General features: G+C 61.9%; 10 protein-coding genes. 8 read left to right on the top strand and 2 right to left on the bottom strand.

The window, feature by feature from the left end; genetic code table 11:
* The first annotated feature begins 339 nt into the window (after positions 1-339).
* The 4 genes from V7773_RS04330 to V7773_RS04315 all read left to right on the top strand — a co-directional run bounded on the left by V7773_RS04330 (position 340) and on the right by V7773_RS04315 (position 4,970).
* Positions 340-2,355: a ribonucleoside triphosphate reductase gene (locus V7773_RS04330; RefSeq protein WP_336072437.1), complete on the top strand. Its 2,016-nt coding sequence runs from the start codon at positions 340-342 to the stop codon at positions 2,353-2,355.
* A gap of 31 nt (positions 2,356-2,386) precedes the next feature.
* Positions 2,387-2,548, top strand: coding sequence for an anaerobic ribonucleoside-triphosphate reductase (gene nrdD / locus V7773_RS04325; protein ID WP_003202433.1), 162 nt, complete (start codon positions 2,387-2,389; stop codon positions 2,546-2,548).
* Complete coding sequence (locus V7773_RS04320; protein ID WP_063320864.1) at positions 2,545-3,240, top strand: anaerobic ribonucleoside-triphosphate reductase activating protein; 696 nt, start codon at positions 2,545-2,547, stop codon at positions 3,238-3,240. The genes nrdD and V7773_RS04320 overlap by 4 nt, the downstream gene beginning before the upstream one ends.
* Before the next feature lie 110 nt (positions 3,241-3,350).
* Positions 3,351-4,970, top strand: coding sequence for a methyl-accepting chemotaxis protein (locus tag V7773_RS04315; protein WP_092145737.1), 1,620 nt, complete (start codon positions 3,351-3,353; stop codon positions 4,968-4,970).
* A 148-nt stretch (positions 4,971-5,118) separates the two neighbouring features.
* Here V7773_RS04315 and mhpT read toward each other — a convergent pair whose 3' ends face one another.
* Entirely contained in the window at positions 5,119-6,342 is a 1,224-nt protein-coding gene (gene mhpT, locus V7773_RS04310) for a 3-(3-hydroxy-phenyl)propionate transporter MhpT (RefSeq protein WP_336072436.1), read from the bottom strand.
* A gap of 312 nt (positions 6,343-6,654) precedes the next feature.
* Here mhpT and V7773_RS04305 point away from each other — a divergent pair, with 312 nt between their 5' ends.
* Positions 6,655-7,962 (top strand): OprD family porin, encoded by a 1,308-nt coding sequence (locus V7773_RS04305; RefSeq protein WP_336072434.1) that lies wholly within the window; start codon positions 6,655-6,657, stop codon positions 7,960-7,962.
* Between the two features lie 170 nt (positions 7,963-8,132).
* Here the strand turns inward: V7773_RS04305 and V7773_RS04300 are convergent, their stop codons facing one another.
* Positions 8,133-8,618 (bottom strand): MarR family winged helix-turn-helix transcriptional regulator, encoded by a 486-nt coding sequence (locus V7773_RS04300; RefSeq protein ID WP_046065392.1) that lies wholly within the window; start codon positions 8,616-8,618, stop codon positions 8,133-8,135.
* Between the two features lie 213 nt (positions 8,619-8,831).
* On the opposite strand from V7773_RS04300, the gene V7773_RS04295 reads away from it, so the two are divergent.
* The 3 genes from V7773_RS04295 (at position 8,832) to V7773_RS04285 (ending at position 13,238) form a co-directional block, all read left to right on the top strand.
* Positions 8,832-9,662 (top strand): p-hydroxycinnamoyl CoA hydratase/lyase, encoded by an 831-nt coding sequence (locus V7773_RS04295; protein WP_063320869.1) that lies wholly within the window; start codon positions 8,832-8,834, stop codon positions 9,660-9,662.
* A gap of 108 nt (positions 9,663-9,770) precedes the next feature.
* The gene (locus tag V7773_RS04290) at positions 9,771-11,219 is read left to right on the top strand and encodes an aldehyde dehydrogenase (RefSeq protein ID WP_336072433.1); all 1,449 of its coding nucleotides are present in this window, start codon (positions 9,771-9,773) and stop codon (positions 11,217-11,219) included.
* Between the two features lie 141 nt (positions 11,220-11,360).
* Positions 11,361-13,238 (top strand): feruloyl-CoA synthase, encoded by a 1,878-nt coding sequence (locus V7773_RS04285; protein ID WP_063325054.1) that lies wholly within the window; start codon positions 11,361-11,363, stop codon positions 13,236-13,238.
* Positions 13,239-13,332 lie beyond the last annotated feature (94 nt).

The raw sequence follows: 13,332 nt of genomic DNA, 5'->3' as shown, positions 1-13,332 counted from the left end.
CACTGCGCAATGCCTGCGTTCGGCCAGCGTGGTTAACGGGGCGCCGAAATCAACGTCCACCGCGAGGCGGCCTTATAGCCGGCCTGGCTCTGCGGCCATACCCCGATCCAACTGTGGGAGCGGGCTTGCTCGCGAAGGCGGCCTGCCAGCCGGTCTATTTCTTCCGGTCGCACCCCGATCCCATTGTACGAGGCGCATTGCCCCCCCCTTCCAAGCGGGTTGGCCGTCGCTCCCGAATCTTGATATCGATCAATTGCAACTCGATCGTTTGGCCGTACTCTCCACTGCATATTGTGTTTGTACGAATCAAAAAGCCTATATGTAGTGTCTGGAGCCAAAATGCAGAGCACGTTGATCTCAGTAGGGTGTAACCGCTTGCACAAGCGCGATGGCAGTGTGGTCGCCTTTGATGCGGACAAGATTCGCCAGGCGCTGATCGCCGCTGGCAAGGCCACTGGCGAATACGCCGAAGCCGAGGCCGAGGCGTTGCTGGAGGCGGTGTTGGCGCGGTTGGAAGGGCAGACGCGGTTGAACGTCGAGCAGATCCAGGACCGTGTCGAGCGGGTGTTGATGGATGCCGGTTTCTTTCTCTCCATGCGTGCCTACATCGTCTATCGCGAGCAACACGGACGCCTGCGTCGGGATCGCCGTACGCTGGTGGAAGTCGCCACGTCGATGAACGAATACCTGGACCGCGAAGACTGGCGCGTGCAGGCCAACGCCAACCAGGGCTATTCCCTCGGCGGGCTGATCCTCAACGTATCGGGCAAGGTCACCGCCAACTATTGGCTCGACGAGGTCTACAGCCAGGCCATCGGCGAGGCGCATCGCGAGGCGGACCTGCATATCCACGACCTGGACATGCTCGCCGGCTATTGTGCCGGCTGGTCGTTGCGTACCCTGTTGCACGAAGGTCTCAATGGCGTGCCAGGGCGGGTCGAGGCCGGGCCGCCCAAGCATCTGAGCAGTGCCCTGGGACAGATGGTGAATTTCCTCGGCACCCTGCAGAACGAATGGGCCGGCGCCCAGGCGTTCAGCTCGTTCGACACGTACCTGGCACCCTATGTGCGCAAGGACCAGCTCAGCTACGACGAGGTCCGGCAGTCGTTGCAGGAGTTCATCTACAACCTCAACGTACCGTCGCGCTGGGGCACGCAAACTCCGTTCACCAACCTGACGTTCGACTGGGTCTGCCCACAGGACTTGCGTGAACAGATCCCGATCATCGGTGGCGAAGAGATGCCGTTCGCCTACGGTGACCTGCAAGCGGAAATGGAACTGATCAACCGCGCCTACATCGAGGTGATGCAGGCCGGCGATGCGAAAGGGCGGGTGTTCACCTTTCCGATCCCGACCTACAACATTACCCACGACTTCCCGTGGGACAGCGAGAACGCCGACCGGCTGTTCGAAATGACCGCCCGTTACGGTTTGCCGTATTTCCAGAACTTCCTCAACTCGGACATGCAACCCAACCAGGTGCGGTCGATGTGCTGCCGCTTGCAGCTGGACGTGCGCGAGTTGCTCAAGCGTGGCGGTGGCTTGTTCGGCTCGGCGGAGCAGACCGGCTCCCTGGGCGTGGTGACGATCAACTGCGCGCGCCTGGGTTATCTGTACAAAGGCGACACCAGCGGGTTACTGCAACGCATCGATACTCTGATGGAACTGGCGAAAGAGAGCCTGGAGGTCAAGCGCAAGGTCATCCAGCATCACATGGATGCCGGTTTGTATCCTTACACCAAGCGCTACCTGGGCACCTTGCGCAATCACTTCTCCACCATCGGCGTGAATGGCCTGCACGAAATGCTGCGCAATTTCACCGATGACCAACAAGGCCTGCACACCGAGCAAGGCCGGGCATTCGCCCTGAAACTGTTGGATCACGTGCGGGCCACGCTGCTGCGATTCCAGGAAGAAACCGGCCACCTCTACAACCTCGAAGCCACGCCCGCCGAGGGCACCACCTACCGCTTCGCCAAGGAAGACCTCAAGCGCTATCCGGATATCTTGCAGGCCGGCAGCCCGGTCGCACCGTACTACACCAACTCGTCGCAACTGCCGGTGGGCTTCACCGAGGATCCGTTCGAAGCCCTGGAGCTACAAGACGAACTGCAGTGCAAATACACCGGCGGCACCGTGTTGCACCTGTATATGGCAGAACAGATTTCCTCCACACAGGCCTGCAAGCAACTGGTGCGCAAGGCACTGGGACGTTTCCGCCTGCCGTACCTGACCATCACGCCGACCTTTTCCATCTGTCCGGTGCACGGTTACCTGGCCGGCGAACATGAGTTTTGCCCGAAATGCGACGAGGCCTTGCTGCTGCAACAACAGCGCCAGGGCAGCGTTCACTGATCCGATCCATCGACCGCAAGGAGCTTCACCCATGAATGCATCGCAAAGCCTTCCACAAGCACAGCGTCAACGCTGCGAAGTCTGGACCCGAGTGATGGGTTATCACCGCCCGGTGGCGGCCTTCAACCCAGGTAAGCAGTCCGAGCATCGCGAGCGGGTGCACTTCACCGAACGCGCGGCCGGGCGTCCATGAGTCGAGTGCTACGGGTCGGGGGCATGGTGCCCCTGACCACCCTCGATTATCCGGGCCAACTGGCGTGCGTACTGTTTTGCCAAGGCTGTGCCTGGCGTTGTCGTTATTGCCATAACCCGCAACTGATCCCGCCGCGCGGTAGCGAGGAGGTGGATTGGTGCCGGGTGTTGGCGTTCCTGCAGCGCCGTCAGGATCTGCTCGACGCCGTGGTGTTCAGTGGCGGTGAGCCAACCTTGCAGGACGGCCTGGCGCCGGCCATGGAGGAAGTGCGGCAGATGGGCTTTCGCATCGGCCTGCACAGCGCCGGCATCAAACCGGCGGCCTTCGCCAAAGTGGTCGGTCTTGCCGACTGGGTCGGTTTCGACGTCAAGGCCTTGCCCGAAGATGCCCTGGACGTGACCCGTGTCGAAGGCAGCGGCGCTGCCAACTGGCGCAGCCTCGACCACCTGCTGGCCAGTGGCGTGGACTATGAATGTCGCACAACGGTGCACTGGCATCTGTTCGACCCCGAACGGTTGCTGAACCTGGCCCGACGCTTGAGCGAACGCGGCGTCACGCGGTTCGCGGTGCAACTGGTGCGCACTGCGCGGATGCTCGATCCCCACCTTTCCAGCGTTTCGGCACAAGCCTTGCAACCTGAGCTGTGGGCCGCCATGCGCGAGTTGTTCCCCTCGTTCGTCTTACGCAGTTGAGCGAGCGCCGGGATGAACGACCGACAGCGGCCCGGGATGACCGGGCCACACTTTTTTAGGTTTTCAAATGCGCTGCCAACCGGCAGGTAGTTGAACAGGGAGCATTTGATATGACCAGACTCACCACCGCCCAACGCATCGTGATCGGCTTTGCCATCGCGCCACTGGCCTTGATTGCCCTGGCGCTTTACGCCTTGAGCGACCTGGCGATGCTGCGCGACCAGGCCGAGCAGATCGTCAGGCAGGATTGGCCGAAGATTGACCCGATCATGGTGATCGCCACGGGCGTGCGCGATAACGCCAGGAATACCCGGGATCTGTTGATCGACAAGAACAATGCGCAAGTCCAGCAATCCATCGACGCCACCCGACAACGGATTACCCAGGCCTTCGCCACGCTGGAGCCGCTGTTCGATCAGCCTGAAGGCAAGGCCGCGTATGCCGAGTTGAAGAAACGTCGCGAGGCCTACGTGGCGGCGTTCGTCCAGGTGCAGGCGTTGATCCGCCAGGGCGCGACGGACGAGGCAATGACGCAGCTCAAGCAGGGCGTGATTCCGGCGGAGCTTGAGGTGTACAAAAGCCTCGAAGGGATGATGGCGATGCAGGGCAAGGTCTTTGTCGAACGTGAGCACTTGGCCCAGGCACGTTACAACGATGCGCGGCGCAACATGCTGGCGTTGGTGCTGGCTTGCCTGGCCCTGGTGACGACCGTGGCGATCCTGGTGACCCGCAGTGTGACCCGTCCCCTGGGTGGTGAACCCAATGACGCGGCGCGGGTGCTTAACCTCATCGCCCAGGGCGACCTGACGATCCGCGTCCCCGTGGGTGTCGGTGCCAACGACAGCGTGATGAGCAACATGCACGACATGCAGCAGAGTCTCAACAGCATGGTCCGGCACATTGCGGCCTCGGTGGATCGAGTGGCCAGTTCCTCCGAAGAACTGAGCGCGGTGAGCAGCCAGACCAGCAGCACCTTGCAGTTGCAGGGGCATGAAATCGAACAGGCTGCCGCGGCCGTGAACCAGATGACCGCCGCGGTGGACGAAGTGGCGCGCAATGCGGTGAGCACCAGCGAAGCCTCGCGGGTGTCCGAGCAAACGGCCCAGCGTGGTCGTGAACAGGTCCAGGAAACGGTGGCTTCCATTACCGCGCTGGCCGAAGGTGTGACGGACAGTTCCGGCCGAATCCAGCAATTGGCCGGGCGGGTACAGGACATCAGCTCGGTGCTGGATGTGATCCGCAGCATTGCCGAGCAGACCAATCTCCTGGCACTGAACGCCGCCATCGAAGCCGCCCGCGCCGGTGATGCCGGGCGTGGTTTTGCAGTGGTGGCCGATGAAGTCCGGGCGCTGGCTCATCGGACCCAGGATTCGACTCGGGAAATCGAGGGCATGATCGGTAATATCCGCCTGGACAGCGGGCATGCGGTGAGCTCCATGCAGAACAACAGCGAACTGGTGCAAGCCACGCTGCTGGTGGCCCAGCGCTCCGGCGAGGCCCTGGATGAAATCGCCCATTCGATCTCGCAGATCAACGAGCGCAACCTGATGATCGCCAGCGCCACGGAACAGCAGGCGCTGGTGGCGCGAGAGGTGGATCGTAACCTGGTGGACATTCGCAACCTGTCCGAACAGGTCATGCTGGGCGCGCGGCATACCGATACGGCGGGCCAGGACCTGGCGCAGATGGCCGGGTCACTGCATGAGACGGTGGCGCGGTTCAAGGTCTAGGCCGATCAATGTCAGGGCCTCGGCCCCACAATCCCTTGTGGGAGTGAGCTTGCTCGCGAAAGCGGAGGGTCAGCTGGTGGTAATGTTGGCTGTGCAAAGGGCGGAACCCTAAGCCGCCGTTACCTAAATAACGGATATACACACCAAGTCAGGAGTTCCCAGCGACCGGCTCAGAAGCACCCAATCGCGGCCCGGTCGAATAACGAATCACACTAAGAACCGCCAGCGTCGCAACCACCAACCCAGGAGACGTCGCCAGCAATACGGCCGTGGTCCCACCCCCAGCCGCCAGGATCTGTCCGGCAGCCAGCGGCCCGGCCACCGACCCCAGGCGTCCGATGGCCACCGCTGCACCAACTCCCGTCGCACGTACGGAGGTAGGGTAGGAGGGCGGCGCCAAGGCATAGAGGACCAATTGCGCCGCCATGACAAACAACCCAGCGGCGAACCCGGCAATGGCCATCGGCACGATGCCGACCGAAAACCCGACCCCGGCCAGGGCGCTCAGCAGTCCGGCATAGACGAACAGCACCACCTTGATGCCATTGCAACGGTCCAGCAACAGGCCACCGAGCAACGAGCCCAGCGCTCCGCCGATGTTGAACAGCATTTGCACCAGGCCGGCCTGGGGTTTGCTGAAGCCCTGTTCCAGCAGCAACGACGGCAGCCAGTTGAGCAACATGTACATCACCGTCAGGGTGAAGAAATAACTCAGCCACAGCGCCAGGGTGGTACGGCCGCGACCTTCACCAAACAGCGCCTGGGTGGTGGAGCCGCGCGCTGTGCCGCCATCCTGCGCCTGGCGAAAGGCGCTGGATTCGGGGAGCCACAAGAGCATCAGCGGGACCACCAGCAGGGGCGCCAACCCGCCGATGAAAAACGTCATCTGCCAGTGTTCGCCAAACAACATGGCGACCACTGCCGCCAACGCACCACCCAACGGAACGCCGGCATACATCACGCTGATGGCCGTGCCGCGGCGCTGCTCGCCCACGGCTTCGGCGCACAGGGCAATGAGGTTGGGCAGGGCGGCGCCCAAGCCCAGGCCGGTCATGAAACGCACCAGCAAGAGGCTGGAGAAGTGTTCGACATAAGCGGTGCTGAGGGAAAACACGCCGAACAGCAAGACAGCGGCGACGAGGATTTTCTTGCGACCGATGCGATCAGCGATCCAGCCGCCAAAGAACGCACCTGGCAACAGTCCGATGATCCCGGCGCTGAATACCCAACCCATCATTTTCGGGTCGAGGGCAAACGTCTGTCGCAGCCCTGCGGCTGCGGTACCGGCTGACTGAAGGTCGAAACCCTCGATCAACGCGACGATGAAACACAAAGCGATAGTCAGCGTCGCACGATGCGCCGGACGGTTCATGGCAAATCCTCTTATTGTTTTTGTGAGGGACACCGGCTCGGAGGATAACCGGCAGGCGTATTTAAGATTAACAAAGCTAACTAAAAAATGAAGGATGCCAAGGGCGAGCCATAAACGGGCCAGATCACTATGAAAATCATGGGCTTGGTACGAATATTCAAGTCAGTTGGTAAATTAGTTAATGATATTAATGTTCGATTATCGGTCAGTATTGATTGACGAAGGGCCCTCGCGGTTTCCATTCTTGGTTCCCACGGCCCCTATCACCAAGGCTGGGCCGATCAAAACAACAACAATAAGTGGATATCGAACATGCCAAACCTTGCCCGGGACGCCTCGATGGCGCGCCCTGTTTTCTCGTTCGCCAGTCTGCTGGCCTGCCTCGGGCTGAGCCTGGGTTCTCCTGCCTTGCGGGCGGAGGGTTTCATTGACGACAGCCACGGCACCCTGACCCTGCGCAATTACTACATGGACCGCGACTACAAGGACGGCGGCGCCAAGACCGCGGCCAGGGAGTGGGCTCAAGGTGTGTTCATGAACGTCGAGTCGGGGTTTACCCCAGGGACGGTTGGGTTCGGCCTCGATGTGAGGGGATTGCTGGGCATCAAGCTCGACTCATCGCCTGACCGAAGCGGCACCGAACTGTTACCGGTGTCGAGCAGCGACAAGCGCGCGGCGGATGAGTATTCGCGCCTGGGTGTGACCGGTAAGCTGCGTTTCGCGCAAACCACGGTGAAGACCGGCGATGTGTCGATCTTCCTGCCGTTTGCCTTTGCCAGCCCATCGCGGCTGCTGCCGCAGACTTTTCGCGGGACGACCCTCAGTTCCAAGGACATCGACGGCTTGACGTTGAACGCCGGTTATATCGATCGCATCGCCCGGCGCGATTCTACCGACTACCAACCGATGAGCATCGCCTCGCCCAACCGTCGTTTCAACGGGGCGGCGACTTCTTCCCATATGGCTTATGGGGGCGGCGACTACCAGGTCAACAAAGACCTCAGCCTGCGGGCTTACCACGCCGAAGTGGCGGATTTGTATCAACAGAACACCTTGGCGTTATTGCATAACCTGCCCTTGGGCGATGGCGTCCTGACCACTGACCTGCGCAGTTTTTTCAGCGACGAAGACGGCGCGGCCAAGGCTGGCAAGGTGGATAACCGCAACGTTTCGGCGCTGGTCGGCTATCGCCTGGGCGGCCATCGCGTGAGCCTGGGCTACATGCATTCCAGTGGTGATACGGCCACGCCTTATGTGTCCGGCACCGAGTTGATGGGCTTGAGCGAAATGACCATGAGCTCGGACTTCCTCAATGCCAAGGAACGCACCTGGCAGGCGATCCATGACTACGACTTTGCCGCCGTGGGCGTGCCGGGCCTGCGCAGTCGACTGCGTTATGTGCGTGGTGATCACATCGAACTGGCGGCCCTCAATGCCGAGGATCGCAAGGAGCGTGAGTTCCAGATGGAGCTGGGATACGTGATCCAGGGCGGCCCGCTGAAAAACGTCGGGCTGCTGGCACGCAAATCGATCTATCGCAACAACTTCCCGGGTACGGCGGCGTTTCGCGACGAGAACCAGACCCGGTTCCTGGTGACGTACAGCGTGCCGATCTGGTGATGCCTTGACGAGCCATGCAGTGCTTTTGTGGCGAGGGAGCTTGCTCCCGCTGGGCTGCGAAGCAGCCCCCTTCGCGCGCCACCCTGATTGTCGGTGTTGTTGCAGACTTTTCAGGGCCGCTGCGCACCCCAGCGGGAGCAAGCTCCCTCGCCACAGGGGAGCGGTGTCCTTTATTGGTAAACCTTCTTCAACAACCGCAGCAACTCCTCACGCTCAGTCCCTGAAAGGGTTGCCGTGGAATCCAGGTCACTCTGCGCGGCGATTTGCTTGAGTTCCTTGAGCAAGGTTTCGCCAGTCTTGCTCAGGAAGATCCCGTAGGAGCGTTTATCCGGCTTGCACCGCACGCGCACGGCCAGGGCCCGGCTTTCCAACTTGTTCAGCAGCGGGACCACTTGCGGCGGCTCGATCGTCAGGGCCTTGGCCAGGTCAGCCTGCATCAGGCCGGGATTCTGGTCGATGATTGCAAGGGCCGAGAACTGGGCAGGGCGCAGATCGTGGACGGCGAGTCGGCCAATCAGGTTCTGGAATAGTTTCAATTGGGCGCGGCGCAGGGCGTAACCGATCAGGTCGTCCAGCGCGGAGTCCAGCGGCGCTTGCGCGTCGGTACCTGCGGCCAGGGGCTCGGCGGGTTCGGCAAGCTTGGAAGACTTGGCCATCGAAGTGAACTTCCTCAAGGTAAGTGGTTAACAAGGCTATCCAGTTTGCCGGGGTTGCGACGCCCTGGCTATGGGCTCGCGCAGATTCGAGATTTGGAACCTTCGATCCAGACCCGGGAAAAGACAGGTAAATCGATTAATAGTTAATTGACATAACTATTTTTCCGGTTTAGTTTTTGATCATCTTCAGCCAAGAACAAGAGAGCACGCATCATGAGTAATTACGAAGGTCGCTGGAAAACAGTCAAGGTCGATATCGAGGAGGGCATCGCCTGGGTAACCCTCAATCGCCCGGAAAAGCGCAACGCCATGAGCCCGACCCTCAACCGCGAGATGATCGACGTGCTCGAGACCTTGGAGCAGGATCCGGCCGCTGGCGTATTGGTGCTGACCGGGGCCGGTGACGCCTGGACCGCTGGCATGGACCTCAAGGAATATTTCCGCGAAGTGGATGCGGGGCCGGAAATCCTCCAGGAAAAAATCCGTCGCGAAGCGTCGCAATGGCAATGGAAGCTGCTGCGCATGTACGCCAAGCCAACCATCGCCATGGTCAACGGTTGGTGCTTTGGTGGCGGTTTCAGTCCGCTGGTGGCGTGCGACCTGGCGATCTGCGCCGACGAAGCGACCTTCGGTCTCTCGGAAATCAACTGGGGCATCCCGCCGGGCAACCTCGTCAGCAAGGCCATGGCCGATACCGTGGGCCATCGCCAGTCGCTGTACTACATCATGACCGGCAAGACATTCGGCGGGCAAAAAGCCGCCGAAATGGGCCTGGTCAACGAAAGCGTGCCCCTGGCGCAGCTGCGTGAAGTCACCGTGGCGCTGGCGCGCAACCTGCTGGAGAAGAACCCGGTGGTGCTGCGGGCCGCCAAGCATGGTTTCAAGCGCTGCCGCGAGCTGACCTGGGAGCAGAACGAGGATTACCTGTACGCCAAGCTCGATCAGTCGCGCCTGCTCGATACCGAAGGTGGCCGCGAGCAGGGCATGAAGCAGTTTCTGGACGACAAGAGCATCAAGCCTGGCTTGCAAACCTATAAGCGCTGAATCGACCGGCGAATGGCGGGCCGCATCCCGCTGTTCGCTGCGCCGCCTTGGCGCTACTGTTACACCGCTGCGATGTATTCCCGATAAAGACAATAAAGAGGAATCACCATGCTGGACGTGCCCCTGTTGATTGGCGGCCAGTCGTGCCCGGCCCGTGACGGCCGGACCTTCGAACGCTGCAACCCGGTGACGGGTGAGGTGGTGTCTCGCGTGGCCGCCGCCACTCTGGAAGATGCCGACGCCGCGGTAGCTGCGGCCCAAGCGGCGTTTCCCGCCTGGGCCGCATTGGCGCCTAACGAACGCCGGACGCGGCTGTTGCGTGCGGCCGAGCAGTTGCAGGCCCGCAGCAGTGAATTCGTCGCTGCTGCCGGCGAGACCGGTGCCATGGCCAATTGGTACGGTTTCAACGTGCACCTGGCGGCGAACATGCTGCGCGAAGCCGCTTCCATGACCACCCAGATCAATGGCGAAATCATTCCTTCGGACGTGCCTGGCAGTTTCGCCATGGCCCTGCGTCAGCCTTGCGGCGTGGTGCTGGGCATCGCCCCTTGGAACGCTCCGGTGATTCTCGCCACCCGCGCCATCGCCATGCCCCTGGCTTGCGGTAACACCGTGGTGCTCAAGGCTTCTGAAATAAGCCCGGCAGTGCACCGGCTGATCGGCCAGGTGTTGCAGGACGCAGGGCTGGGTGACGGCGTGGTCAACGTGATCTGTAACGCACCTGCGGATGCGCCGGCCATTGTCGAGCGATTGATTGCCAACCCGGCGGTGCGTCGGGTCAATTTCACCGGTTCGACCCATGTCGGACGCATCGTCGGCGAACTGTCGGCGCGCCACCTCAAGCCGGCCTTGCTGGAACTGGGTGGCAAGGCGCCGCTGCTGGTGCTGGACGACGCCGACCTGGACGCCGCGGTGCAAGCGGCGGCCTTTGGCGCTTACTTCAACCAGGGCCAGATCTGCATGTCCACCGAGCGACTGATCGTCGATGCCCGTGTGGCGGATGAGTTCATCGCCCGCTTGGCCGCCAAGATCGCCACCCTGCGCGCTGGTGATCCGGCGGCCGGCGATTCGGTACTGGGCTCGTTGGTCGACGTCAGTGCCGGCCAACGCATCAAGGGGCTGATCGACGATGCCCTGGCCAAAGGCGCAACGCTGGTCACGGGAGGGCAGTTGGAAGGCAGCATCCTGCAGCCGACGTTGCTCGATGGCATCACCCCTCAGATGCGCCTGTACCGCGAAGAGTCCTTCGGGCCGGTGGCCGTGTTGCTGCGCGGTGACAGCGATGAAGAGCTGCTGCGCCTGGCCAACGATTCCGAGTTCGGTCTGTCGGCCGCCATTTTCAGCCGCGATACCACCCGTGCGCTGGCCTTGGCCCTGCGGGTCGAGTCGGGCATTTGCCACATCAACGGGCCGACCGTGCACGACGAGGCGCAGATGCCTTTCGGTGGGGTCAAGTCCAGCGGTTACGGCAGCTTTGGCGGCAAGGCGTCCATCGAGCATTTCACCCAGTTGCGTTGGGTGACTTTGCAGAACGGTCCCCGGCATTACCCGATCTGAAACCCGTCGCATCGCGGGCGGTCGAGCCTTGAACGCCGTCGCCCCGATGCAGGCCAGAATAATAATGACAAGGCCGCAGCCTGGTGCTGCCACGCTCCGCTCGCATCGCGACCCGAGTGTGCCTTGGTGGAGGAAATGTACGTGAGTTCCGAGTCCAGATCGTCCTCCCGACCCGAGGCCGGGCGGTATCGCCAGGTATCGATTGGTCATCCTGCCGTGGAAGTCCGGGAAGAGCGTGGCATCTTGCACATGCGCTCCCTGGAGCCCTTGGCCCCGCTGCCAGCGCGGTTGCTCGAGCGCCTGGTGCACTGGGCCAAGGTGCGCCCGGAGCAGACGTTTATCGCCGCCCGTGAAGCCGGCGGTGACTGGCGTCGAGTCAGTTATGCCCAAATGCTCGACAGTGTCCGAGCCATCGCCCAAAGCCTGCTCGGTTACGGTTTATCGGCGGAAAAACCCTTGGCGCTGCTCTCCGGCAATGACATCGAGCACCTGCAAATGGCCCTCGGCGCGATGTACGCCGGTATTCCCTATTGCCCGGTTTCGCCGGCCTATTCATTGTTGTCCCAGGATTTCGCCAAGCTGCGTCACGTCTGCGATCTGTTGCAGCCAGGGCTGGTGTTCGTCAGTGAAGCCGCACCGTTCGAGCGCGCGATCACTGCCGTATTGCCGGCGGACGTGCCCTTGATCACCGTGCGTGGCGAGATAGCCGGCCGGTCGAGGACAAGCTTCGCCAGCCTGCTGGTCCAACCCGGCGGCGCCGAGGCCGAGCAGGCGTTCGCTGCCACCGGCCCGGACAGCATCGCCAAGTTCCTGTTTACCTCAGGCTCCACCAAGCTGCCCAAGGCGGTGATCACCACCCAGCGTATGCTTTGCGCCAATCAGCAGATGCTGCTGCAGACTTTTCCGGTGTTCGGCGAGGCGCCGCCGGTGCTGGTGGACTGGTTGCCGTGGAATCATACGTTCGGTGGCAGCCACAACGTTGGCATCGTGTTGTACAACGGCGGCACGTTCTACCTGGACGACGGCAAACCCACCGCCCAGGGCTTCGCCGAAACCCTGCGCAACCTCAAGGAAATCTCGCCTACCGCCTACCTGACCGTGCCCAAGGGCTGGGAGGAACTGGTCAACGCCCTGGAGCAGGACGATGAATTGCGCGAGCGATTCTTCAAACGCATCAGCCTGTTCTTCTTTGCGGCGGCGGGCTTGTCCCAAAGCACCTGGGACCGGCTCGACAAGGTCGCCGAACAGCATTGCGGCGAACGTATCCGCATGATGGCGGGCCTGGGCATGACCGAGGCGGCGCCGTCCTGCACCTTCACCACCGGGCCGTTGTCCATGGCTGGCTACATCGGCCTTCCAGCGCCTGGCTGCGAGGTGCGCCTGGTGCCGGTGGACGGCAAGTTCGAAGGGCGTTTTCGCGGGCCGCACATCATGCCCGGCTACTGGCGCTCGCCGCAGCAAACTGCCGAGGTATTCGACGAGGATGGTTTCTACTGTTCGGGGGATGCGATCAAGCTGGCCGACGCCAGCAATCCGCAACTGGGGCTGATGTTCGATGGGCGGATCGCCGAGGATTTCAAATTGTCTTCCGGTGTCTTCGTCAGTGTCGGGCCGTTGCGTAACCGGGCGGTGCTGGAAGGCACACCCTATGTCCAGGACCTGGTGATTACCGCACCGGATCGCGAGTGCCTGGGGGCGCTGGTGTTCCCACGGCTTGCTGAATGCCGGCGCTTGTCAGGCCTGGGCGGGGATGCCAGTGACGCCCAGGTTCTTGCCAGCCCGACGGTGCGCCAATGGTTCGCCGACTGGCTGCGACGCCTGAACCGTGAAGCCAGCGGCAACGCCAGTCGCGTGGAATGGATCGCCTTGCTCGATGAACCGGCGTCCATCGACCGCGGTGAAATCACTGACAAGGGCTCGATCAATCAACGGGCGGTGTTGCAGTGGCGGGCGGGGAAGGTGGAGGCGTTGTATCGCGGGGAGGATGCGTCGATTTTGCGGGCGGGACCTGTGGCTTAAAGCGAGACCTTGTGGATGTGCATAAATGGCGGACTCATCCACAAACTCCTGTGGGAGCGAGCTTGCTCGCGATAGCGGTGGCTTAGTAGCAGAG

The organism is Pseudomonas sp. 3JA (assembly GCF_036961705.1).
GTDB classification, from domain to species: Bacteria; Pseudomonadota; Gammaproteobacteria; order Pseudomonadales; family Pseudomonadaceae; genus Aquipseudomonas; species Aquipseudomonas fluorescens_Q.
This window is presented reverse-complemented; position numbering and strand designations above follow the sequence as displayed.